General features: G+C 70.0%; 15 protein-coding genes and 3 pseudogenes. 9 read left to right on the forward strand and 9 right to left on the reverse strand.

Going from position 1 to position 24,799, the window contains the following annotated elements:
- Positions 1–57: 57 nt before the first annotated feature.
- The 4 genes from IE326_RS32800 to IE326_RS32815 form a co-directional block, all read right to left on the reverse strand.
- A complete protein-coding gene (locus IE326_RS32800; protein ID WP_190044069.1) occupies positions 58–390 on the reverse strand; it encodes an antibiotic biosynthesis monooxygenase family protein in 333 nt (110 codons plus the stop codon).
- 87 nt (positions 391–477) lie between these two features.
- A complete protein-coding gene (locus IE326_RS32805; protein ID WP_150232503.1) occupies positions 478–1,719 on the reverse strand; it encodes a 3-deoxy-7-phosphoheptulonate synthase in 1,242 nt (413 codons plus the stop codon).
- 62 nt (positions 1,720–1,781) lie between these two features.
- Positions 1,782–2,453 carry an O-methyltransferase gene (locus IE326_RS32810; RefSeq protein WP_229915756.1) on the reverse strand — a complete coding sequence of 224 codons (672 nt, stop codon included), beginning with the start codon at positions 2,451–2,453 and terminating at the stop codon, positions 1,782–1,784.
- Positions 2,454–2,592: 139 nt separating this feature from the next.
- Positions 2,593–3,402 carry a hypothetical protein gene (locus IE326_RS32815; RefSeq protein WP_150227137.1) on the reverse strand — a complete coding sequence of 270 codons (810 nt, stop codon included), beginning with the start codon at positions 3,400–3,402 and terminating at the stop codon, positions 2,593–2,595.
- A gap of 501 nt (positions 3,403–3,903) precedes the next feature.
- On the opposite strand from IE326_RS32815, the gene IE326_RS32820 reads away from it, so the two are divergent.
- Complete coding sequence (locus tag IE326_RS32820) at positions 3,904–5,541, forward strand: class I adenylate-forming enzyme family protein (protein ID WP_190044070.1); 1,638 nt, start codon at positions 3,904–3,906, stop codon at positions 5,539–5,541.
- A gap of 17 nt (positions 5,542–5,558) precedes the next feature.
- Here IE326_RS32820 and IE326_RS32825 read toward each other — a convergent pair whose 3' ends face one another.
- The gene (locus tag IE326_RS32825; protein WP_150227135.1) at positions 5,559–6,434 is read right to left on the reverse strand and encodes a LysR family transcriptional regulator; all 876 of its coding nucleotides are present in this window, start codon (positions 6,432–6,434) and stop codon (positions 5,559–5,561) included.
- A 167-nt stretch (positions 6,435–6,601) separates the two neighbouring features.
- On the opposite strand from IE326_RS32825, the gene IE326_RS32830 reads away from it, so the two are divergent.
- The 4 genes from IE326_RS32830 to IE326_RS32845 are packed head-to-tail and all read left to right on the forward strand — an operon-like array spanning position 6,602 to position 10,169.
- Positions 6,602–8,011, forward strand: coding sequence for an MFS transporter (locus IE326_RS32830; RefSeq protein WP_190044071.1), 1,410 nt, complete (start codon positions 6,602–6,604; stop codon positions 8,009–8,011).
- Between the two features lie 57 nt (positions 8,012–8,068).
- Positions 8,069–8,680, forward strand: coding sequence for a VOC family protein (locus IE326_RS32835; protein ID WP_229915757.1), 612 nt, complete (start codon positions 8,069–8,071; stop codon positions 8,678–8,680).
- Complete coding sequence (locus IE326_RS32840; protein ID WP_190044072.1) at positions 8,677–8,931, forward strand: hypothetical protein; 255 nt, start codon at positions 8,677–8,679, stop codon at positions 8,929–8,931. The genes IE326_RS32835 and IE326_RS32840 overlap by 4 nt, the downstream gene beginning before the upstream one ends.
- A complete protein-coding gene (locus IE326_RS32845; protein WP_150227132.1) occupies positions 8,928–10,169 on the forward strand; it encodes an FAD-dependent monooxygenase in 1,242 nt (413 codons plus the stop codon). The genes IE326_RS32840 and IE326_RS32845 overlap by 4 nt, the downstream gene beginning before the upstream one ends.
- 105 nt (positions 10,170–10,274) lie before the next feature.
- Here the strand turns inward: IE326_RS32845 and IE326_RS32850 are convergent, their stop codons facing one another.
- Positions 10,275–11,141, reverse strand: a complete 867-nt coding sequence (locus IE326_RS32850) for a LysR family transcriptional regulator (RefSeq protein ID WP_150227131.1) — start codon at positions 11,139–11,141, stop codon at positions 10,275–10,277.
- Between the two features lie 471 nt (positions 11,142–11,612).
- Here IE326_RS32850 and IE326_RS42050 point away from each other — a divergent pair.
- The 4 genes and pseudogenes from IE326_RS42050 to IE326_RS32860 all read left to right on the forward strand — a co-directional run.
- Positions 11,613–11,723, forward strand: a pseudogene (locus IE326_RS42050) (HipA family kinase); the annotation flags it as partial.
- Positions 11,724–12,059: 336 nt separating this feature from the next.
- Positions 12,060–12,334: pseudogene (locus IE326_RS41105) on the forward strand (flavoprotein); the annotation flags it as partial.
- Between the two features lie 292 nt (positions 12,335–12,626).
- Entirely contained in the window at positions 12,627–15,557 is a 2,931-nt protein-coding gene (locus IE326_RS32855) for a putative dsRNA-binding protein (protein WP_229915758.1), read from the forward strand.
- Between the two features lie 548 nt (positions 15,558–16,105).
- A pseudogene (locus tag IE326_RS32860) lies at positions 16,106–16,507 on the forward strand (DUF5655 domain-containing protein); the annotation flags it as partial.
- Positions 16,508–16,775: 268 nt separating this feature from the next.
- Here the strand turns inward: IE326_RS32860 and IE326_RS32865 are convergent.
- From IE326_RS32865 to IE326_RS32875, 3 genes are all read right to left on the reverse strand, one after another.
- Positions 16,776–19,550, reverse strand: coding sequence for an RNaseH domain-containing protein (locus IE326_RS32865; RefSeq protein ID WP_229915759.1), 2,775 nt, complete (start codon positions 19,548–19,550; stop codon positions 16,776–16,778).
- A 607-nt stretch (positions 19,551–20,157) separates the two neighbouring features.
- A complete protein-coding gene (locus IE326_RS32870) occupies positions 20,158–23,451 on the reverse strand; it encodes a hypothetical protein (RefSeq protein ID WP_190044073.1) in 3,294 nt (1,097 codons plus the stop codon).
- The gene (locus tag IE326_RS32875) at positions 23,442–24,647 is read right to left on the reverse strand and encodes a restriction endonuclease-related protein (protein WP_190044074.1); all 1,206 of its coding nucleotides are present in this window, start codon (positions 24,645–24,647) and stop codon (positions 23,442–23,444) included. Before IE326_RS32875 ends, IE326_RS32870 begins: the two co-directional genes overlap by 10 nt.
- Positions 24,648–24,799: the final 152 nt, after the last annotated feature.

Here is a 24,799-nt window from a genome sequence, read left to right on the forward strand (position 1 = left end):
GAGGGGCGCCGCACCGCCCCGGGCGGGGGCGGTGCGGCGCCGTGGAGCGAGGGGCCGTCAGTCCTCCGGGTGGTGCACGGCGAAGACCGTGAACGCGTGCGGGTCGGGCTTGCCCAGCAGGGCCGCCTTGTCCCGGTAGAACTGCACGTCGGGGTCGGCCATGGTCGCCTTGATGTCGGCCTTGGTGCGCCACTGCGCGTAGTAGACGAGGCGCCTGCCGTCGAGGCTGGTCAGGATGTTGACGGAGAGGCAGCCGGGCCGGTGCCGGATGAACTTCTCGGCGCCCTCGCTGAGGACCTCGGCCAGCTCCTTCTGCTTCTCCGGCTCCACCTCGAACACGTTGATCATCGCGAAGGTGCCGTCGTCGGCGCGGATCACGGTCTCGGACATGGTGTCGTCACCTTTCGTCTTTCTTCGGCTTCCCGCGGCGGTCGCCCGCTGCGGTCTCTGGCGGTCTCGACGGGGTTCCGTCGGGGGTCACACGGGCGGTTCCACCGGGGCGTGCACCGGGGGTTCCGTCCGGAGGGGCGGGGCGGACCAGGCGCGGGCCACCTCGACGGCCTGCGCGGGGCTGAGCCGGGGGTCGCAGTGGGACGCGGGGGCGTGCCCTCCGGCGGTGCGGGGGGCCTCGGCGTCGAGTTCGGCCGGGTCGCCCCAGACGCACTCGGCGACGTCGTACGGCGTGGTCTCCAGATGCAGTCCGGCGGGCGTGCCGCCGGCCTCGGCGACCACCTCCAGGAAGGCGCGGACCTCGTCGACCAGCGTCCGGACCGAGCGGACCTTCCGGCCGGACGGCGCCTTGACGGTGTTGCCGTGCATCGGGTCGCACAGCCACGCCACCCGGTGCCCGGCGTCGCGCACGGCGGTGACCAGCGGGGGCAGCGCGGTGCGGACCGCGCCGGCGCCCATCCGGGAGATCAGGGTGAGCCGCCCCGGCTCGCGGCCCGGGTCCAGCCGGGCGCACAGGGCCAGCAGTTCCTCCGGCCGGGTCGTCGGACCGACCTTGCACGCCACCGGGTTGGTCACCTGCGCCAGCATCCTGACGTGCGGGCCGTCCGGGCGGCGGGTGCGCTCGCCGATCCAGGGCAGGTGCGTGGAGGCCAGCAGGATGTGCCCGGCCGCGGTGCGCCGGAGCAGCGGCAGCTCGTAGTCGAGGACGAGCGCCTCGTGGCTGGTCCACACCGGGGCGCCGGTGGGCAGCGCCCAGTCGCTGGTGCGCTGGCGCAGGTACGTCACGGCGCGGTGGGCCGCGTAGTAGCAGTCCAGCATGCGGCTGGGGTCGGGGCGGCGGGCAGCCTCGGTCGGCTCCGGGCCGTTGACCAGGTGGCCGCGGTAGACGGGCAGCTCGACGCCGTCGACCAGTTCGGTGTCCGCGCTGCGCGGCTTGGCGAACTGCCCGGCGATCCGGCCGACGCGCACCACCGGGCGGCCCGTGCCGGCCACCATCACCCCGGCCAGCGCGTCGAGCAGCCCCGCCTTGCGCATCACGGTCCCCGGCTCGCACTCCGCGGGGTCCTCGGCGCAGTCGCCCGCCTGGAGCACCAGGTAGTGACCGGTCGCGGCCTCGGCGAGCAGGGTCCGCAGCAGACGGACCTCCTCCCAGGTCACCAGGCCGGGCAGCCGGGCCAGTTCGGCGCGGGCGGCGGCGACCCGCACGGCGTCGTCCCAGGCCGGCTGCTGCTCGGCCGGGCCGAGGTTGCGCGGGAAGTCCTCGTCCAGGTCGTCGAGGGGGACCTCGCCCGCGAGGGAGTGCAGCGGGAACCCCGGGCGCACGGCCCCGGTCACGACCGCCGCGCCAGCGTCAGACCGTCCGCGACCGGCAGCATGACCAGTTCGACGCGCTCGTCCCTGCGGGCGTGCTCGTTGAACGCGTGGACGGCGGCGGCCTTCTCGCCGGGGAACGGGTCGATCACCTGCCCGCTGAAGAGCGTGTTGTCCACCAGGATCAGCCCGCCGGGGACCATCCGGGGGACGAGCTCCTCCCAGTAGTCGACGTAGCCGGGCTTGTCGGCGTCGATGAAGGCCAGGTCGACGTGCGGCTCGGCCGGCAGGGCCCGGAGGGTCTCGGCGGCCGGCCCGAGCCGCAGCTCGATGCGGTCGTCGACCCCGCCGCGCTTCCAGAACTCCTGCGCCAGACCGGTCCATTCGGCCGAGACGTCACAGGTCAGCAGCGAACCGCCGGGCGGCAGCCCACGGGCCAGACAGAGCGCGGAGGAGCCGGTGAAGGTGCCCACCTCGACGACCCGCCGGGGCCGGAGCAGCCGGACCAGGAAGGTCAGCAGGGCGGCCTCCTCGGGGGCGACCACCATGTGCGCCTGGTCGGGGATGCCCTGCCGCGTCCGCTCCTCCAGCTCGGCCAGGAGCGGGTCGGGGGCCATCCGGCCCTGGGCCAGCAGGTAGTCGTGGAGTTCGGGCGTGAGCGCGATGTTCCTGAGCGAGTCGTTCCGCAGCACGGGCTGCTCCTCGTGGTCGTGGAGGGCGGAGACGTACGGAGGACGTACGAAGGGACGAGGGGCGTACGGAGAGCGTGCGAGGGCGTGCGAGAGGGGTACGGAGGCGGGGCGAGGGGGGACGGGGGCGGGGCGCGCCGCTTCAGACGGTCGCCCCCGCGGCGGCCGCCGGCCACGAGGCGTACGCGCGGCGGACGGCCTCGGCGGGGCGCGGCAGGCCGGCGACGGCGTCGCGGAGGTCGCCCGCGCAGTGGAGCTCGAAACGGCGGCGGCCGGCGGGGTGACGGTGGTCGCGGACGAAGTACGTGACCGTCGAGCCGTGCGCCCCGCCCTCGTGCGGGTTGTGACCGCCGCCCTCCCACAGCAGCCCCGCCTCGGTGCGCCAGGCGCCGACGAGCCGGCGCAGCAGCGGAGCGGAGGGGCGCTCCACGACGAAGGCGGTGTGGTTCTCGAAGCCGTACGAGGACTCCGCCGCCTCGATCCGCCGGCCGAAGGCCCGGCTGTCGCGGGGGAAGAGGAAGACCTCCACCGCCGCGTGCCGCCGGCCGTCCGGCAGCTCCAGGCGCAGCCGCGTGATGTGGACCTCGCAGTCCGCCGGGTCGAGACCGTGCCGCTCGCTGAGCCGGCCGCGCACGACGGTGCTCGGCACGGTGGGCAGCGGGGCGAGTCCCCGGCGCTCCAGATGGTCCAGTCCCGCCGCGAGGGTGGCGGGGAACAGCAGGACGGCGCAGTGGTCGAACACGCACTCCCGCTCGGTCAGCGCCGCCGCCTCGCCGTGCGGGGCGAGCGGGGCGAGAAGGGCCGACGCCGGTGCCATGGACGCGAAACGGGCGTCGGCGATCGTGTCGTCCAGCCGGGCGAGGTCGGTCGCGGAGAAGACGCCGTCCGCGACCGGGCCGTCGCCCGGCCCTGATTTTTCCTCGGTGGTGCCGGAAGGATGAACGAAGTCCATCGATACCTCCTGCCGCAGGGTCGACGGAATTCTGTGGCGCTGTTCGGTTTCCCGGCAAGGGGGTGCCGGCGAAGGCGGGTTCTTTTCGTCTCCCGCACGCCTCGAATGCTGCTGTGCACCCTGCCTGACCTGCGAAGAGAAGGAATCTTCGTCCTTCTCGATGGCGTCCATCGGGGGTGCCGATCAATGCTGGATATGCCTGTCCTTGAGCCTTCCGGAAGCGGAATTCCGACCTTCTCTATTGATGTTTCTTACCGCAGCCGTTCGGCTCCGCCGATGGGTGTCATAGGCGGAGCCGAACGACCCCCGGAAGAGCGGTCCGGGTTCCCGGCGTGGAGGCCGGGGACCGCCTGGCATCGGAGTTCTTTATCGCGGCCCGCGCGGAGAACGGGATTGGGATTCCTTATGCGGCTCCTCTGGACGATTCCGTTCGGCGCCGAACAGAATCCGTCCCGCAAGGCAGTTGCCGATTGATTCGATCTGCCGAGAACGGAGCTCCCCGTGAATGCGCCGGCTCTCCCCGCGAAATCCCCCACGACCTTCCGCACGTTCACCGACGCACTGGAACGCGCCGCCGCCCGCCGTGCGGAACCCGCCGTGTGGGACGCCGGCCGGTGGCGCACCTGGCGCGACTGCCGGGACCAGGCCGAGCGCACCGCCGGCGTCCTCCACCGGCGCGGGCTCGCCTCCGGCGACGTGCTGGCGGCCTGGCTGCCCAACTCCTGGGAACTGGTGGTGCTGCACGCGGCCACCGCCCGGCTCGGCGTCCTGCTGCTGCCCCTCCACTCCGCGTACGGCGCCCACGAGGCGCGGGCCCTGATCGAGCAGGCGGGCGCGGTCGCGCTGGCGGCCGGCGCCGCCCACCGCGGCCACGACCGGCTCGCCGACCTCCTCGGCCTGCGCGACCGGTGCCCCACCCTGCGGCACGTGTGGGTGTCCCCCGGTGGGGGCCGCGCGGCCACCGCGGGTCTCCCCGACCTGGCCGAACTCCTCCCCGGAGAAGGGGAGACGGACCACGGGACCCCCGCGCTCCCGCCCCCGCCCGACGACCCGCGGGCCCCGCTGGTCCTGCTGGCCTCCTCGGGGACGACCTCCCGGCGGCCGAAGCTGTGCGTCCACAGCCACGCCGGACTGCTCGGCAACGCCGCGGCCGTGGCGGCCGACGGCGGACCGGGCGCCGGCGACACCGTCGTCTCCGCGAGCCCGCTCAGCCACGCCTTCGGACTGCTCTCGGTCCACCTCGCCCTCGTCACCGGCGGGGCCGTCGGACTGTTCGCCGACTGGGAGCCGCGGCGGTTCGCCGAGACCCTGGCCGCCGTCCACGCCACCGCGGCCTTCGCCGTACCCGCCCAACTGCGGGACCTGCTGGCCGTACTGGGCGAGAAGGGGGAGCCGGGCCCGCCCGCGCTCCGCGAGGTGCGCACCGGCGGGGCGCCCGTGCCCCGCGAACTGGCCGACGGGGTGCGGCGGACCCTCGGCGCCCGGCTCGTCGTGCAGTGGGGGATGACCGAGGTCGGCGCCGGCACCTACACCCGCCCCGGCGACCCGCCCGGGGCGACCGCCACCATCGGCCGGCCGGCCACCGGCGCCGAGGTGCGGGTGCTGACCGGGGACGGCGAACCCGCCGCGCCCGGCGAGACCGGCGAACTCCACTACCGCAGCCCCTACATGTTCTCCGGCTACTACCGCGCCCCCGAGCGGACCCGCGTCGCGCTCGGCACCGACGGCTGGCTGCGCACCGGAGACCTGGCCGCCCTGGAACCGGACGGCTCGGTCGTCTACCGGGGCCGCTCCGACGAGCTGATCAACCGGGGCGGCCTGAAGTTCAGCGCCCTGGAGGTCGAGGAACTCCTCGACGACCTCCCGCAGTTGGCCCAGCACGCGGTCCTCGGCCGCCCCGACCCCCGGCTCGGCCAGCGCTCCTGCCTGGTCGCCGCCCTGCGGGAGGGCGCCCGGCTGACCCTGGAGGAGGTGACCGGACACCTCACCGCCAAGGGCCTCGCCACGTACAAGCTCCCCGAACAGCTCGTCCTCGTCGACCGGTTGCCCACCACCGTCACCGGCAAGACCGCCCGCGCCCGGCTGCGCGCGATGCCCCTGCCGCCCCTCCCCGCCCGGCCGCCCCGGAGCCCGAGGTGACCGGCACGGGCGCGACGTCAGCCGCCCGACTGCTTGCGCAGGACCGTCTGGAGGCCGAGGAGGTTCGGATTGGCCGAACTGCGGTCGAGCCAGGTCATCGTGACCGTCGTGTGCAGGTCCACGTCGTCGACCTCGACGACCGCGACCTCGCCCCGCTCCGCCTGGGCGCGCACCGCGAGGGCGGGCAGCAGCGCGCAGCCCATGCCGGCCGCCACGCACGCGCCGAGGGTGCCGATGCTGGACACCTCCGCCACCGGCTCCTTGGGGACCGGGCCGCGGAAGGCGTCGTCGTACATCTCCCGGAAGCCGCACCCCTGTCCGGTGGCGAGGAACGGCTCAGCGGCCAGCTCCGCGAGCCGGGCCCGGCCCCGCGCGGCCAGCGGATGGTCCCGCGGGGCGATGACCACCAGCGGCTCCTCGGCCAGCGTCTCGGCCCGCAGCGCCGGGTCCGGCGGCGGATCGCCGAAGGTGACGCACACGTCCAGGTCGCCCCGGCGCACCGCCTTGTACAACTCGCCCCGGTTGTCCTGGACGACCCGCACCCGCGCCTCCGGATACTGCGAGCGGTAGCGCGAGAGCACCCCGGGCAGCAGGTGCAGGCACACCGTCTCCAGCGCGCCGACCGCCACCTCCGTACCGGGCCTGGCCACCGCCCAGCGCGCTTCGTCCAGCAGCTTGAGGATGCGGTCGGCGTACTCCGAGAGCACCATGCCCTGCGGCGTCAGCCGGATCCGCCGCTGCGTCCGGTCCAGCAACTCGACGCCCAGCTCGCGCTCCAGCGACTGGACCTGGTCGCTGACGCTGGACTGCGCGTAGTGCAGTTCTCTCGCGGCCTGCGTGACGCTGAGTGTCCTGGCGACCGTTTCGAACGTACGAATATGCCGTAACTCCACGACCCTGAGCTCCCTCGACGACCTATCGGCTGAGCCGATGCTACCCATAGGGCATTCCCTACGTCACCAGCGGCAATTCACCTTTCCCATCGGCTTGAATGGTTTGTGCCGCCCCCTTTGCCCATCCCCGGCGGCGAATTTACCCATCCAAAACCTTAGGAGAGAACATGTCGACGCAGGCGGAACCTCAGCGGGCTTCCGTCGCACCGGCACGAACCGACAAGCCCTCCCGGACCCTGTTGATCGGGCTCTCGCTCGGCTACTTCATGGTCCTGCTGGACATGACGATCGTCTCGGTGGCGCTGCCCGCCATCTCCGGTGACCTCCACGTGGGGCTGAGCGGTCTGCAGTGGGTCACCAACGGCTACACCATCACGTTCGCCGCCCTGCTGCTCACCGCCGGCTGGCTCTCCGACCGCTTCGGCGGCCGACGGGTCTTCCTCTGGGGCCTCGTGGCCTTCGGCGTGCTCTCCGGAGTCACCGCCGCCACCCACACCCTGGGCGCCCTCGTCGCCCTGCGCCTCGCGCTCGGCGTCGCCGGCGCGCTGCTGCTGCCCTCCTCCCTCGCCGTCATCACCAACGCCTACACCGACCCCGCCGACCGCGCCCGGGCCGTGGGCAACTGGGCGGCGATCACCGGAGCGGCGCTCGCCGCCGGTCCGCTGGTCGGCGGCGCCCTGACCGACACGGTCGGCTGGCGCGCCATCTTCCTCATCAACGTGCCGCTGGCGCTGGTCAGTCTCCTCATCACCCTGCGCCTGGCCCCGGAGACCGCCCGCAAGCAGCGCGGCGGCCTCGACGTCACCGGCCAGCTCAGCGCCGTCGCCGGACTCGGCGCGCTGTCGTACGCCCTGATCGAGGGGCCGGACAAGGGCTGGGGCGGCGGCCTCGTCCTGGGCGCCTTCCTCCTGACGGCGCTCGCGGCCGTGGTGTTCGTCGTCGCCGAGAACCGGGCCGGGGACGCGGCGATGCTGCCCCTGCGGATGTTCCGCAGCCGCGGCTTCTCCGCCGCGCTCGGCGCCGGCCTCCTCGCCAACTTCGGCCTCGCCGGGCTCCTGTTCGCGCTGTCGCTGTTCTTCCAGGAGAGCCGCGGCTACTCGTCCTTCGCCGCCGGCCTGGCCTTCCTGCCGCTGACCCTGCCCACCGCCTTCAACCCCATCTACACCGGACGCCTGGTCGGCCGGATCGGCCCGCGCCGCCCCGCCACCACCGGCTTCGTGCTGATGGGCGCCGGCGCCCTGCTCCAGGCCCCCTTCACCGGAGACTCCGCCCTGGCGCTCGGCGCCACCGTGGTGGGCCTGCTCGCCTTCGGCTTCGGCGTCTCCTTCGCCCTGCCCGCGCTGGTCGCCGGCATGGCGAGCTCCGTACCCCCCGAGCTGGCCGGCATCGGCGCCGGCGCGCTCAACTCGGCCCGCCAGGTGGGCGCCTCCCTCGGCGTCGCCGTCCTCGGCGTGATCCTCAACCTGTCCGCGACGAACGCCGACGGCACCCGCTGGGCGCTCCTCGTCGGCGGCGTCGTCCTGCTCTTCGGGGCGGTCGTCGCGGGGACCGGACTGAAGGGCCGCACCACGGGCTGAACCGCACCGACCCCGACGCGCAGCGCCTCGCCGGCCTGCCCCTTCCAAGGAGGAGTATTGGCAACCGCATCACCGTCCGCCCGTCCCGGGGCGGGCCTGCCGGGCTCACGCGTCGACGGGGTCGACCACCTCGCCTTCGTCACCTGGAAGCCGCGCGCCACCGTCGACTTCTACACCCGCACCCTCGGCATGCCGCTCCTGCACGCGATCACCGCGACGGGCTGGGTCACCGAGGACTACCCGGACTTCGTCCACTTCTTCTTCGACATGGGCGCGGGCAACCGCATCGCGTTCTTCTACTACTTCGGCCTGCCCGAGGAGGACGCGCCCAGCGACCTCATGCACCGCTCCCGGCACCTCGCCTTCCACGTCGACACCGAGGAGGAACTCCTCGCCTGGCGCGACCGGCTGAAGGCCCGGGGCGTGCGCGTCACCCCGCCGCTGGCCCACGAGCTCATCGAGTCCATCTACTTCGACGACCCCAACGGCATCCAGCTGGAGATCACCCGGCCGCTGCGCCCGATGTCGGACGTCGACGCCCGCGACGCGGAACTGACCGTCCGGGCGCTCGCCGACGTCGTGGAGGGCCCGAGTCCGTCCATCGAGGCGCTGTGGCAGCGCAAGGCGGAACTCGTCCGCAAGGCGGCGGCGGAAGGGACGGACCGATGACGCTCGCGCTGTACGTGCTCGACGTACCGGAGTTCGAACCCTTCGTCCGCACCGCGGAGGCCGCCGGGCTGACGGTCCGCCGGCTCGGCGACCACCTGGAACTGAGCACCGCCGAGGACGAGTTCGTCCTGCACCGCGAAGGGACCGGGATCCGCACCGCGCTGTGGCACGCGGCCCTCACCGGCGGACTGCACGGCCGCATCGTCACCTTCACCTCCGACACGCTCCACCTCGCCAAGGAGACGGCATGACCGCGAGCACCCCCTCCCCCGCGCGCCGCCCGGTCCTGGTGGCGGGCGGCGGACCGGCCGGTCTGAGCGCTGCCCTGGCCCTGCGCGCCGCCGGCCTGCCCGCGGTGGTCCTGGAGCGGCGCACCGAGGCGTCCGTACGCCCCGGCAGCCGCGCCGCCTACCTGCACGGCGCCTCCCTGCGCGAACTGGAGCGGCTCAGCCCGGGACTGGGCCACGCGATAGCCGGCCGGGGCGTGATGTGGGCGACGAAGCGGTCCCTCTGGGGCGGCCGGGAGATCTACTCCCGCACCTACCCGCCGAGCACCCGCGCGGGACTGCCGCACTTCACCAGCCTGCCGCAGGTCGTCACGGAGGACCTGATGACGGCGGCGTGCCACGAGCGGGGCGTGGAGTTCCACCGGGGCGTCGAGGTCGTCTCGGCCCGCTCCGCCCCCGACGGGGTGGTCCTGACGGACTCCGCGGGCCGCCTCTGGGAGGCGGACTACGTGATCGCCGCGGACGGCTCGCGCTCGGTCCTGCGGTCCGCGATCGGCAGCCCGCTGGAAGGACCGCGCTCCCGGAACACCTTCGTGGTGGTCGACCTGGACGACGACCCGGAGCACAACCCCCTGCCGGTCGAACGGGTCTTCCACTACCGGCACCCGGGCGTCGGCGGCCGGAACGTCCTCACCGTGCCCTTCGCCGGCGGCTGGCGGGTCGACCTCAACCTCCTGGCGGACGACGACCCCGAGCGCTTCGTCTCCCCGGAGGGCCTGCGCCACTGGATCCCCCGGATCCTGCCGGAGGCGTACGGGGACCGGGTCCGCTGGGTCTCGACCTACCGCTTCGCCCAGCAGGTGGCCGCGCACTTCACCGACACCCACCACCGCGTCCTTCTGACGGGCGAGGCCTCGCACCTGTTCGCGCCGTTCGGCGCCCGCGGCATGAACTCCAGCGTCCCGGACGCCGTCCGGGCGGCCGGGGCGGTGGCCGCGGCCCTGGAGGCGGGCCGTGACGGGGCCGCCGCCCGGGCGGCGGTCGCCGGCTTCGCCGAGGAGCGCAGGGAGGCCGCGCTGTACAACCGGGCCTGCGCGAGCGGCGCCCTGGAACACATGCTCGCCCACCGTCCCTCCCTCCGGCTGCGCCAGCGCGCCGCCGTGGCGGTCGCCGCCGCCGGACGCAGGGCGGGCGAGTGGCTGGACTCCGCGCCGTACGGCCCGAAGCTGACGGCGCGGGGGGCGGTCCGGAGCTCGTACTGAGCCACCGGTCCGCTCCGCGGGCGACCTGGGCGCAGCCGGATCCGACCCCCGTGCCGGCCCCCCCGGGTCGCCCGCGCACACCCGCTCACGGCGGGGAGAACTCGCTCACGGCGGGGAGAGCGGAGTGCCCTCCAGGATGGCGCGGGCCGCCGCGCGGGCGGCGTCCGCGACGGACTCGCGCACGGTGGGGGAGAAGGCGAGGTAGACCGGGAGCGGTGCCGGGGCCGGGCCCAGGACCCCGCGCGGCGCGGGGTGCAGGTCGGGGTGCTTGTGCTGGGCGTTCTCGCACAGGGCGGTGTAGGCGAGCCCGGCCTGTACGGACGCCCGGACCGCCAGCGGGTCGGTGCACCAGGGGAGCGAGTACCAGGGGACGCCGTGGGCGGTGAGCGCCTCGACGATGTGCAGGCTCAGCGCCGAGCGGTCGCCGAGCAGCGCGATGGGCACGCGGGCCGCGGGGGTGAGCGTGCGGTGGCCGAACCAGCCGAGCCGCAGCCGGCCCAGCATCTCCGAGCGGGCGGTTCTCGTGCCGAGCAGGAGCGCGGCCTCCAGCTCGTCCCCGGCGACCCGGTCGGCGAGCGAGGCGCTGACCCCGGTGACGGTCGCGCACCGCAGGTGCGGCTGCTCCTCGGCGAGCCGGGAGAGCATGGTGCTCAGCCCGTCCGCGAAGTGGAACGAACAGCCCATGCCGAAGGTCTCGTGGCTGCGGATCGCCGACAGCTTGTCCAGCACCTCGGAGTTCAGCATGATGACCCGGCGTGCGTGGGCCACTAACTCCTGTCCCGCCGGGGTCAGGCGTAACGGCCGCTTGGTGCGGTGGAACAGCGGCGCCTGGATGAGCGACTCCAGGCGCTGGATCTGCTGGCTGACGGTCGGCTGGGTCACGTGGAGCGACTGGGCTGCGCGGGAGAAGCCGTCTTCGTCGACGACGGTCAGCAGGGTCCGCAGAAGTTTCACTTCGATGTCGCGCTGCAACAATGTTCCACACCTTTTCCGGTAGACATCGCGCTGAATATCGCTGACCAGGGCCGAACGGGCGTGAAGGCATGGGTGGACACGGGGAAACGGCGGAAAACGAAGCCTCTCCTCCGCACCCCTGCACCCTGATCGATCCTATGTACGACGATGGATTCCGGGAGGGGGAATGGGTCGACATGCCCCTTTCCTCTCGTGAAACTTTGCCGATTCATCGAAGTCTTTGACGGGCCCGGCCGCCCCGGCCCCGCCACCCCGGAATCCCGCCGGAGCGACCCGGCCACGACATCCCGGCGCGGCCCGTGGCGGAAAACGCGCACAGCGTCCGCGATCACCCTCGGTTACTGTGTTTCTTCGCGCCGGAGGCCGGAGGCGAGGGACGCGGCGCCGCCTGCCGTCGGTCCCCGCCTCTGCGCCCCCGGAGAAGTCGTCCGTGGATGGCAAGGTCGAAGAGATGGGTGGCCTGGGAAAGTGTTGGAAGAGGTCGTAGCGACCCGCTATGTCACGCCCTTGCGTGAAGGCGGCTCGCTCCCCGGGATCGTCGAGGCCGACGACCTCGGCACGTACGTCATGAAGTTGTCTACCTGGTGGCGCTGACCTGCATCGATGCGGCTGTGCCCACCCCTGACCTGCGCGGATAAGTCTTTCAGCGTCTTTCGGGATCGTGCTGCGTTACGCGGTCGATTCTCCCCACGCGCTCCTCAGGGCCGTCGATACTCCCCAGATTCTCCCCAGGAAGTGACGTTGCGGCGGGCCTGGTGGCACGGGACGTCATGCCACCGGAGGTGCCGCCAAGGCCACGTTGAGTGACTGCCTGCGAGGGCGGGGTAGAAGCCTGGCGCTGAGTGGATGAGCGCAAGGCGTGAGTCTGACTCTGCCTGAGCAGGCTTAAGTTCGAACCCGCGGCCGGAAACCGGCATCTGGGCACCCCATGCGAGGAAGCCCTTCCTGTACGTCGTCATCTATGCCGCTGTCATCGCGGGCGACGCCCATATGCTGATCACCGCCGCGCAGAAGCTGGGGCTGGGCGTCGGCGTTGTCGCCCCCCAGGGGCTCGGGTTCCTCGACACCGAGGCGATCGAGGACCAGACCGGCTACCCGATCCGCTCGGCCTGGCGCAGCACGGGTGCCCCCGCCCGCTGCCGCCGGCCGACGCGATCGCCGTCGTGCCAGCCACGTTCAACACTCTCTCCACGGGCGTACGCCTGCCCCTGGTGATCGCGCGGTCCGCCGCCCGCTCTGGCAACCCGCACCACCCGGCAGGCGGAACGATCTGCGTTGGGCGACCCCTTCCCGAACTCGCGCCTGGCGGCATACGCTTACTGATCAGTGCCGCCATGATCACCGTGAGTTGTTAGGTGCGGCGGCAGGAGGGGACAGCAGGACCGGGGCGGGCCACCGCACGTATGCAAGCACTGGGCAGCGCATTGATGCCACCCGGGAGCGCGTGCTGGACAAGGTCAGGCGACCCGGTAGGGGAGGACCGTGAACCGCTGGGTTGGCATCGTGTCGCTGCGCGAGACCGCGCCACCAACACCAGTGCACCGCATCGCGCTGGCGATCGAGGCCGCGCGGAACCGGACGTCGTACCAGCTGGCCGACCGGACGGTGCCGTACGCGCGGATACGGTCGGCGCTGCGCATGATCAGTCAGGAGTACGCGCGCCACCGCGATTGGGGGCGGTACGAGTACTGCGTCGACCTGGCAAGCGACTTCTTCGACGGCGGCCTTCCCCCGACGGGACTGCCTTCCTGGCTCACCAATGAACTCCAGAACCTCCTGGACGGTAGGTCCGGCGCACGGCCGACCGGCGGGCGGAGGGCGCAGGCGGCCCCTCGGCGAACCGACTCGCGTCCTGCCCACTCGCGCCCGGCGTCCACCGGTCGGGGGCGGACCACACCCCCCGAAGTCTCCCGCTCTGTCCGGCCCGCGCGGTCGGACAGGCACTCGACCGGACAGCGTCCGTCGAGCGGTCCGGTCCGGCCCTACTCCCGCGCCGAACGGCGGCTCGATATCCACGACGTCACGTACCCGGCGCTGTGCGAGCCGCCCGTGTCGCTGGTGGGCGCGTATGGGCAAGAGGTCCGCGAGATCGTAGGAAATACGGTGCGTGGATGGGCCGCCGGCCCTGAGGTCACCGCCTGGCTCGGCCTTGCCGCCGAACACCGCAGTCACCTCTACGAGAGCCACCACGCTGACCAGGTCACACCGCACGTGCTCGGCCTGCTTGACCGGCTCGGCGCCACCACGCTCGACGTGATCCTGCTCGACGCCTACACACGATGGGCGACCCCTCGGAAGGTCGGCGAACAGTCGAGCGAACACGCCCGGCGGCGCGCCGCCGCCAACCTGGCGCTCGGTGCATGGGCTACCAAGCATGGGCTGGTGCGCATGGGTGCAGGGGAGGCGCAGCAGCCTGCCAGGTCCGTCTTCGAAGGCGTGGCCCGGCAGATCCTCGGCGCGCTCAGCCTTTGCGGCGAGCACGAGATCGCCCGGAGGCTGGTCGCGTCCGTGTGGCACGACCTCGACCACCCCTCCTCGGGGGCGGTTACCGATCCGGTCACCCTGGCGCAAACGGCCTTCCAGAAGGAAGGGTTGACCTACGACTACAACGAGGAGGGCCCGGACCACCGTAAGGTGTTCCGGGCCGCCGTCCGCACCGGAACCGGCCGAACGGCGGAAGGTATCGGCCAGTCCAAGAAGGCCGCGCGAGCAGCGGCGGCACAAGCACTTCTTGACGCTTACCCGCAAGTGACCGCAGCAGCGAGCCCGGGACTCAAGGCGACCCCCGCGAACCTGCCAGCCGCATCGCCACGGCCGTACCCGCAGCCGGGCAACCGGCACCGGGACGCCGTGAGTGACCTGGCGGCCATGTTCGAGCTTGGCCACCGCACGCACGGACTCCTCGCCCAGGCCCTCACCCATGTCTCCTGGGTGCATGAGAACCAGGAAGCGGCGACCGCTGCCCGTCAGCGCGACAATCACCTCCTCGCCCACCACGGCTCGCACGTAGTGGACTACCTCGCAGCCCACGTCCGCGTTCACCGGGCCCTCGCGCACGGCCTAACCCCCGATGAAGATGAGGCGCGGATTCTTACCTCGTCTGACGATGACACTGCCCGCCTCGGTGCGGCTCTCCAGCTCACGGAAGGGCTGCTGACGAGCCGCGGTGAGAGCGGACAGGGCCGCACCGCGGTGTCGGACGCCGCGCAGGCGGTCGTCGCCGCGGCCTGGCGCGTCCATGGCCCTCGGCTACTTGGGCGCCGACCTGCCATCCTCGATGACTGGCTCTCCGGCCTGGACCACCAGCACGACCCGGTGACCGTTCTCACCGCCATGGCTAGCACGTACGGCATCGACCACGAGTACACGTACGACGTCTCGGGGCCAGACCACCTGAAGAGCTACACCACCACCATCAGCCTGCGCGACGCTCAGGGACGGGTCCACCAGTGGACCGAGCATCTGCCCGGAACCCCCGGTAAGCCGGAGGCCAAGAAGGCGACCGCCGAGGCCCTCCTCGACATCCTTGCTACCCCCGTCAACGGTGTCGTCGATGATCTCCCCGCCTCGGAACGGGACCTGCTCGCCTTCCTCCTGCGCGCCCAGCTCGATGGCCTCGGCCGGCCGACGGAACGGCAGCGCGCCCGCATTCTCGCCCGCGGCGACCTCGGCACCGACCTCCTCACCACCGGCGATACCGAGGCGTTTCTTGCTTGGGCAGAACGCATCCGCCCCCTGCTCGGGCCGGACGATACGGCCGTACCGGACACGCTGCGCGAGCTGTACCGGAAGGTTCTCGACGACACCCGCATCGGGCCCGGCTCGCTCCTGCGCCGAATGGCCGCCGACACCGGATCCGACGCCGCGAGCGTGGTCCGGCGAAACGCGGCGGACGCCGTACGGCGAGCGCTGAGTAGCGGACCGCAGGCCGCCTCGGTCCGCGACGTCGTGCAGGACTGGTGGCGCGACCAGGCCCCGGCCACCGGCGTAACAGTCCGCGACGACATGCGTCAGGAGGCATTCCGTCCGCTCCCCGTCCACCTCGGCGCGCTGGACGAGACACTGACATGGTGCGGCGAAGCCGCCGAGGCAGCCGGTTCCCGCATCGATGTCGAGCTGACGGTTGAGGAAGGCACGCTGCACGTTTGGCTCGGCCTCGACAAGGTGAACGTTCGGACGTCCTGCGACGATTTCGCTCGCCTGCTGTCCCGCACTCTTCCCTACACCGACTGCCTGGTTGATGACGATCATGTATTGCTGCGCCTGCACGGCGATCTCGAGACGGTTCCCCTCTTTCCCTTGGCCGCGGCGGGCATGGACGCATACGTTTCTGGGCCGCTGGACCGCTGGCGACCAGCCGGGGAAGTCGCCGACGAGCCCAGGGGAGCACAGGACGAGCAGCCGCACTCGTGAGCCGGCTCTGCGAGCCGGGTCGATCGACTCCGACTGCCCTCTGGCTGCGGCCGACGTGCTGAAACCGCTCGCCGCGTAGCACGGGAAGGGCTCTCATGCCGGGCAGAGTTCGACGCCAAAGGCGTCGCAGATTGACGATCGCGTTCGGCCCGTAGACGACAAGCAGGGCGACTACGACGGATCCTGCAGACAGGTATTCCTCAATTTTCTGCGGCAGTTCAAGAGCAGCGGTGCAGAACATTGAGGCAACTGTGAAGACCAGGGCAAGCGCGCTGCGAATCCGGTCGAGAAGCCAGGATCAGGCACGTGCATGTCAGAAGTGGGCCGACTCTTTGGGGTCGAACCCCGAGGAAATCTGACCCTCGTCACCCGTCATCACCTCTGCTCACTCGTTCCGTGCTGGGCTCGTGCTGGGATGCTGGCGAGGCTCTCGTGACTTGTGGACTCGGCTCCGCAGGGGGGAGCGGATGCGGTCGAGTTTCGCGCGCTCACACTTTCGGCCGAGGCTCCAAGCCGGTTGCGGACTAGGTTCCGGAAGGCGTCCTTATGTGCCATCGGTCACTGGGCAGCCGACCGCTATCAAGCGGGCCCACCGGGGCGGGGCCGGACTGCCGTCGACCCGAAAGCGGGACGGCGCGATGACGGAGCTGGTCGAGGCGGTCGACGAAGTGCTGCTCGGTATCGGCGACGGCGTCACCCGGGTCCAGCGCAAGCAGTACGTCGCATACCAGCGCCTGCGGAACTTCGCCTGCGTCTGCCCGCCGCAGCACACCAAGCTCCTCGTCTACCTCAAGGCCGATCCCAAGGAGGTCGACCTGGTTCCCGGGTTCACCCGGGATGTGACGGGGCTCGGTCACCACGGCACGGGCGACCTGGAGGTGCAGCTTCGTACGGAGCGGGACCTGGACCGTGCCCGGGACGTGTTCCGTGCGAGTTACGCAGCAGCGTGATCGCTGCATGGCACGTCGGCAATGGGTGGCGCTTGGTCTGGGGTGGTGCCTTTCGACGTACAGGAAGGTTGTGGCGATGGACTATCAATGATGCGGGGGATCGCCGGTTTGGCTAACCGGCGATCCCCCGCTATGTTTTGCCGCTGCCTCGGCCTCCTGGAGTGAGACGCTCTGAACGATCGTCCCCGCGCCTGTCGCCCGTCGAGGCGCATTTCACTACGCTGACATCCCGCGATTGGGTGCTGCGGCCTCTGCCGGGATGCCGGGGCTACTCCTGGTCGGCGGTCTGCTGTGGGTCGCCGGTAGCTTCCGCCTCGTTGTCTTCCTGGGGGGCGGTGCGGCGGTACTGCGGGTGGTCTAGGTCCATCTGCTGGGCTGCGTGGAGATGGACGGGGTAGCGGGTTCGGTTGCTCCATGCCAGGGGGCGGTTGCACAGGCGCGCTGTGAGGTTGGCGAGCACCTCCGGGTCTACCTCTGGTGCCAGGGGCAAGGGGTAGATTTCGGTGCCGTTCATCGTGTACCAGTTGGCGGCGACCTCGTTCTTCGAGATGTTGCCCTTCTCCTTGGAGCCGTGGCCGGCGGTCCACCGGGTCTTGTCTCCGCCGAGGCGGCCCGCCCCGTTCCCGTCGTACTGGTGAGGGACGTTCGACAGGATCCAGGTGGCGGGGCCGAGACCGGTGTCGAGCCGGTACAGCGACGTCGTGGTGCCGTTCGTGCCGATCAGGTTCCCGTCCGCGTCGAACCGGCTGACGCTGATCGGCTGCGGCACCTCGTCCGCGCTCTTGTTGATCCGGATGACGGCGATGGGTCGGTCCTGGTGGCGCAGCGTGCTGCCGGGGAGCCAGGTGTCTCCGGGTTCTCCGGTCAGGCCCTGCTTGTTGTTGTGGAGGCCGCCCCACAGCCTGCGGGTTCCGACTCCGTCCACGGTGACGGTATAGGGGAGGCGGCCGATGTGGACGGTCAGGTCGGAGAGGGCCTGGTCGATCTGCTCGGCGACCTTCTTGTAACCCTGGTTGTCATCGACCAGCTCGGTCATCTTGCCGGTCGGGTAGTCCAGGGCGTGGAAGGCGGCGATGGCGTTGTTGTAGTGCTGCCACTTCGGGTTGGTGTAGCTCCAGCCGTGGAGAGTCCAGGCGCCTCCCTCTACGGCAGGAGGCACCAGGGCGACTGCGGTGATGCAGATCTTCGCCTTCTCCCTGGGGTGCTGCTTGCTCTGCCGGCGTACGTGGATCCCGACGTGTGCGACGCCATGAGGGGCGTGGGCACCGATGGGGTCGATCAGGGCCGTGTCGATGCGCTCGTCGAGGATTCCGATGTTGCGGTGCAGGTCGACGAGGGAGTAGAGCGCCTGGTGGTCCTTGCCCTGGTCCCGCTTGCGTTTGGTCTGCTTCATGTCGGCGATGTACTGCGACACGATGCCCTTCTGGGCGATGATCCGGCGTCCCTGGTACTTGGCGTCGGTATCGTCGTTCTTTGCCCGCTGGCGCCGGTCTCGCCGGTTCTCGGCAGCTTCCTCCTCGGTGGTGTCCTCGATGGACTCGGCCGTGTACTCGGTCTCCGCCCAGACCGCTACGAGCGTTCCCGGTTCTCGGCGAAGGAAGGGGAGTTCGTCGACCAGCCGGGCCCGGCCCTTGGCGGGGCCGTGCGCGAGGAAGGCGGGGGCGTGGTGGAACACGACGCTGACAGTGTCGTCCTGCAGCGGGACGGGGACGCCGTCGGCGGGGTCGATGCTCGTGGCAGGCAGGCTGTAGGCATCACACAGCCCGTTGATCATGCGGGTGCGGTTCTCGTCCTTGCTCCACAGGCAGACGATCCGCAGGTGCTCGTATCCCATGGACGTGAGGGAGCGGGTCACCTCGGTCGGGGCGGGGAGAGGGTTCTTCGGATCGTTCCGGGGGAATCCGCGGGTGCTCAGGTACATGTCGGGGCTGGTCGCGGCGTCGCCGAAGACGTCGTGGATGTGCCGGTCCAGCTCACGCATATGGTGCATGCCGACGCCGCGTCCGATGGGGAACTTGTAGCTCTTGCCCTGAATCGGGCGGATCTTGCTGTCCGGGCCGATCGGGGGCAGCGCTTCCCGGATCTCGCCCTCGACTCCTCCAGCGTCTTGCGCGGCGGCGTCGTGGTCGGCCTCGGCCTGGGCCCGGTTCTGGATGAGGCTCAGAGCGGTGTAGTCCATGCCGAGCTTGGCGAGGATCTGGAGCGCCATCCGGTTGATCCGCCGGATCTTGCCGCGGCCATCCAGCTCGACCTCGATCAGCGGGAGTTCGGGGTCAGCCTGCTCGACCAGCACCTTCCGTGCGTAGGCCAGGTTGGACTTGAGGCGTGTCACCTGGGAGGAAGCCAGGATCACGGGGTAGGAGAGGTTGGGAAGGGTTTTCATGGACAGGCGGATGCGTGCCACGGCGTGCGCGGTGCCGTTCTTGTTCGACCAGGGGTGGCCCCAGGCGATCAGGCCGCCCTCGCTGTCCGGACGGAGTGTGATCTCCTGTCCGTCAACCTTCCACGGACGTTCAGCCAGGCGGATCGACAGATCCCACGTCACCGTCCGGTACACCCAGCCCGGTGCGTCCGGCTGGCTGTTCTCGTTGGTGATCAGGTAGTCGGCGAGGAGGCGGCGTTCCTGCGGGGTGCTGGCTACCTTCACGGCCAGCGGATCGGGATGGTTGAGGCTGATCTGGTCGATGGGGGTGCCCATGGCCATGCCGACCATGAGGGTGAAGGCGTCGCGGAGGGTGTCGTTGTCGATCTCGACTCGGGTGACGAGGACGCCGGCCCAGGGATCGAAGTGGACGTAGCCGCCCGTCAGGCAGCGCAGCGCGGTCGTGACGATGGAGTGGGGGGCCTGGACCTCTTCTCGGCCGGCGAGGTCCTTGTACGCGCGGTCGAAGCCTCGCCAGAGGTTCTTGAACCCGTTGTCGAACTCGCGGACCACAACGGCGGCGCCGTCGAGGAGCTGCGGGGTGCACAGGTACGCGGCGACGTTCAGCCGCTGCTTCTTGTTGACCTTGGACGGGTGGTCCGTGGCGAGCTGAACGGTCATCGGGGGGAGTGCTCCGTTTCTGGCCGTACGGCGGTATGCCGGGAAGGGTGAGTGCGAGGCAGGGAAGAGGGCCTCGTCGTCATCGGGCACCTCACCGGCCTCTGGCCGTGATGCGCGGCCGATCAGGCAGTCGTCTTTGGTGACGTAGGTGCCAAGACGATGGATCCCCATGAAGTGGATGCGCAGCTTGCCGGCCATCGCCGGCGGAAGAACGTCGTAGACCGGGCAGAGGTGTGCCTGATCCTGTTCGGCGAGAAGAGCTTCAGCCACGGCGGTGAATTCCTGCGGCGATCGAGCTGCGGGCTTCTGGAGCAGGCGGATGATAGCCATGGCCTGCGTATAGGTGTAGTCCGTGCGCCTCTGGAGCTTGCGGGCATCCTTCTGCAACGGTGTTTGCCGCTTGGGCATGTCTGTTCCCTCGCGCGGTATCCCATGCTTCCCGCCGAGACGATGACGATGCCTGGCAGTGATGTGCGTGCCCGAGACGGGCTTCATCGCGCGGGTCCAACGGGGCCTTTGGCCAACGGTCGCTGCATGGGAGCTTCCGTCATTCGCCTGGGCAGTGCGCGTCCAGCCGTGCGTCACCGTAGCACGGCTGGACGCGCAATCAGTGCCCTTCGGAATCCTCGGAGTTGATGCCGGCGTACGCGAGGAACGCGGCGAGCGCTTCGCGGTAGATCGCATCCATTCTCCGCCGGACGTCCGGAGTCCACTTCTCGTGCATACGCCGCAGGATGTTCTTCAGGTCGGACTTCCACGAGTCGTTGTGGAAGGCGTAGTCGACCAGGTGCAGCGTCATGTCCGTGCCGCCGCGGCGGGCCCTGCCAGCGAGTTGGATCATGTCGACGATCATCCCGGCGACGATCTCCTCCTGGAGGGTCTTGTGGGCACTAACGAACCCGGGCGCGGAGCGCATGATCAGCCGGAGCCGAGACCAGGCTGCCTCTCGCGCCTTGTGCAGGACTTCGAGAGGATCACTCGCGGGAGTGACGGCGTTGAGCCCGGCAGCGTTGATGGAGGCGTACATCTCCGGCGGGTCGGTGAGCAGCGCGAGAGGCCGCGTGCACAGGTAGACGCTGGTGATCGCCGACCGGCGGCCGATGATGATGTTCAGGCCGCGCGCGATCCTCGCCATGGGGACGACGAGGATCTTCCCGCGTTTGGGGAAAGTGGTGAATTCCTCGGGTGTCAGCTCGACGACACCAGGGGGGAGTTTGACGGCTTCCCGGAGCCGGTCACGCCGGTACTTGTCCGGGGGAACCGCGACGCACAGGCCGTCGCGGTAGTCGCCCGATGCGTAGATGCCTGCGGCGATGTGACGGCAGTGCTCGTAGGAGTTGACGACGACCGCCACATGCGCCCGGTCGGGGTCGCTTTCGAGGAGTTCGGTGAGCTCGGGGTGGATCCTGTCGCTGTAGAGCTTCTCCCCGAGCGCGTTGAGAGCCTTGCTCTTGAGGTGCTGGGGGAGTCCGGAGATCTGGATGTCACGGTTGAGTGCGTCCTTGAGTGGCGCCTGCATGGCGCTGATGCTCTCCGGGTCGGCATCGGTCATCCACCACTTCACGCGGCCATGTACATGCTCACGTACGGCCTGGGGGAAATAGGCGGTCGCCGACAGGCCCATGACCGGGCGCTCGACGCCGGCCAGCACGAGAGACACGATGCCGCCGAGCTGCGCCGTGTAGGTGTGCGGATCGCCGGAAATGCTCTGCGAGGTGAGTTCGGCGGACTTCTCCGGGTCGTCCAGGCCGGTGACCCGGTAGCCGAAGACGCCCTTACCGAGCATCCCAAAGGGCAGGATGCCGGATGCCACACCTGTCTCTAGCTTCTCTCCGAGCTTCTGCGCGGAGGGGAGTCCGGCGGCCTTGAACTGAGCGGTCTTCCCTCGGAGGCGCTCAAGGGTCATGTCCAGTTCGGCCAGCCATACCCGGACGATCAGAAGCTCGATGGCCTCACCCCGGTCGTAGCCGTTGGGGACGACATCCTTGAGGATCTTGTCCATCTCAGATCGGGCCTGGGTGAGGAGGTCTTCTCCCCGTGATGCGAGGAGGTTCCCCAGCGCCGCCCGCACCGCTTCCAGGCGCGGTTCCAAGGGAGTGCTGCAGATTCGGCCCAGGGGGAGCGCGTCCTCAGACGATTCCGGGTGCACGGGATGCAAGGCGTTCAGCTTGTCGAACAGCTCGGCCGGGATCTCCTGGACATCGGTGACGTCCTCCTCGGGGAACAAGAGCGTGATCAGCCGCCGGTCCCGCGACCCGGACAGGTGCCACATGCTGCTGTTCGAACCGTGCGTGTCCTTCGCCTCGTCCCGCCCCTCGTAGTAGCGCAGGTGAAGCTCGTCGGTACACAGCGCGGCGAGGAGGAATTCCGCCAGGTAGCGGGCGTGGCTGATGGTGGGGCACAACTCCTTGATCGCTTCGGACGACATGATCCGCTGGTCGTCGTCCAGGTCGCGAAGAGGAACGCTCTTGCGCTGCCGGGAGTCAAGGATCAGATCGCTGGAGCACATGTCAACCGCTACCGACTGGAACTGGTCGACCTCGTCGATCAGGACGGCATGTGAGCGGCGGAACGCGAACTCGGCCACGGACAGGTCGCCGGCCTTCCTGCCGTCGAGCACGACGCCGATGTGGATTCGCCCGGCCATGAAGTTGTGGTGGTTGGTCACCACGACCGCGGCCTTGCACGCCTGGCGCTGCTGCTCGTACTTTCCGCAGGTCTGCATCCACGAGCAGGACCGGCTCCCCGTCATCGGAGGGATGGGGCCCAGGTACCGGCACGACTCGCTTCCCGGAGGGTACGGGTGCGTGCTGGTCGTCGCGTGCTTGAGGGCACACCCGTAGGAGAGGGTGTCGAGGCGCCATAGGGTCTCGTCGTCCTGGCCGATGAGAGGGCCTTCGATGCGGGAGACCAGCTTCATGGCCCGGTCGTGGAGCCGAGAGGGCGACATCAGAGGGGCGCAGGTTTTCTCACTACCGAGAGCGCTGAGGTCTTCCTTGATCTCCCACGCGGCGGACAGCGTCGCCTCGACGGTTGGGAGGACCAGAGTGATGGCGTACCCGTTGACGGCGAGCCAGGATGCCGCGACCCTCACGAGGACACTCTTACCGGTTCCGGTAGGGGCGTTGAAGATCTCAATGGGCCCGGCGAGGAGCATCAGGGCGTCACCGACGCTGATGTCGTCGGTTGTCTGGAGCTCGTGGAAGAGTCTGGACAGGACGTCGAAGAGGTACCCCTCCTTGCCGTGCTTCTCGTAGCGGGCCTGGTCGACCTTCCTCGCGTGGTCCAGAAGATCAGGGGTGGGGATTCTTAGGTCCGGTTCGTAGGGGAGCGTGTTCACCTCGGGGAGGTCATCGAGGTCTTTCCCGCTGGTGAAGGTGCCGGTTGCCGGGATGACCGCCCGACCGACGATCTCGCCCTTCCCCGACGCGTACCGCTTGGCCGTGAGCCACGTCCCTGGGTCGGCCGGGGGATGCGCCCTCCGGCGCCCGTACGACTTCGACAGCCTCTCCAGCATGCGGTCGACGTGGGCGAGGAGATCGCCGCCGACCCGCGGCTTCGCGGACACGGCGCTGCCGGGATCCCCCACCGCTTCGAACGGGATGCCGCCGTCCGGAGACTGCTCCGCCAGGCAGCCGCGTACGAACCGGGTGAACACCCCCGACGAGGCGAAGTCCTGCCGCCCGTACCGGATGACACCGGCGATCCGCTGTTTGTCCGCGAGCGCCATCTCCCGCCACCGGTCCCACAGGTCCAGGTGACCAGTGAAGAAGAACGACGCGTGACGGAACGACGCCACCAAGTGGCCTTCATCGTCCTTCTCCGGGAAGTAGTGCGCCGCCAAGGCCAGCGCGGCGGACGCCGAACCGACACCCTTCGACAACTTCTTCGTCACGCCCACGTCGCACCCGCTTCCTTGCACACCCGCGCGCCGAAGTCCCCAGCGGTCGCCACCCGCATCCACTTCCGGCTGACGTCCTCCAGCATCGGAACCGTGTCGTACCGGAAGTCCGGAACAACCAGCCAGTCAGCACCGCCCTTGTCACCCCGGTCAGCGGTGATCTTGTCAGCGAGGAGTGTCGCGTACGTGTAGTCCTTCACATCGACCTTGAACTCAGTCCTCACCCCCGGCTTCCGTGTCACCGTGACGAGCAGGTCGTAGGTGTCCATATCCGGCCACAGGGCCACGACCACGCCCTTCTTCTTCACGGCGGGCGTCGACAACGCGTCATACAGGCCCAACTCGGGAATCCCCGGGATCGTTGTGCATCGCCATACCCCTCGCACCAGGGCCCTGTGCCCCTTCTCCGGGGTCGGTTCGGGCATCCGGTCCGTGATGTCCTTGAACAGGACGCTCGCATTCCCCTCGGGCTTCAACGGCCTGCCCACGGGCCGCAGCTCTGGTGCCTTGCCGCTATCCGGAACCCTGAATTCGTACCGTGCTCCCTGCCGGGCGTGCGGCCGGTGGAAACAGCGGACCTTCCCCGCAGAGCCGCGCTTCTCGCCATGCAGCGTAATCTTCATGGGCCACGAGCAGAACGGGCATGCGAACCACCACCGTTGGTCGTAGAGCGCGTCGAACCGGATAGGTTCGTAGAACTCGTCGAGCTTCGCGGGGAGATCAAGACGGCGCAGTTCCCCGGCAGGCCCAGCCGGAGTCCTGATCAGAGCGGACCGCCATGCGCAGTAGGACTCCTGGGAGCGACCCTTCAACAGTTCCCGGTGCACCAGTGTCTGGTGCAACTCGTCGCTGACTCGGGCACCCATCGCTGACCGGCCGTTCCAGGAAGCCTTCTCGAGGGCCTCCAGGACGGTCCGCTGCTCCATCTCCAGATCGTAGGAGTCCTCCTCGAACTCCCCGTCCCCGGTAATGGCGTAGAAGCCCGACATCTCGCCGGCGTCCACACCGTTGGGCAGCAGCGCCGACAGGTCTTCCGTCAGCATCTCCCGGAACTTGGTGAAGGTCAGGGGCTTTCCGGGGCCCCAAGCCCAGAGGATCCTCGCGTGGGCGTCCATCATCTCCTTGAGGCGGACTTCCGGGTCTGTGCTGCTATCGGACCCGGTCAGTGCCCTCGCGGCCATAGCGGCAGCGGTCATGACGACATGCCGGACCTCGGCGTCATGCAATGAACTGACGTAAGTAGAGCGTGCGTTCACCTCTTTGACCTTAGGTGTGAACCAACGCTCCGCAGTCGCTTGAGTGATAATTCATCAGTTCGAGTGACGGAGTGTGCAGAAACCACTACGCA

Source organism: Streptomyces filamentosus (assembly GCF_014654895.1).
Classification (GTDB): domain Bacteria; phylum Actinomycetota; class Actinomycetes; order Streptomycetales; family Streptomycetaceae; genus Streptomyces; species Streptomyces filamentosus.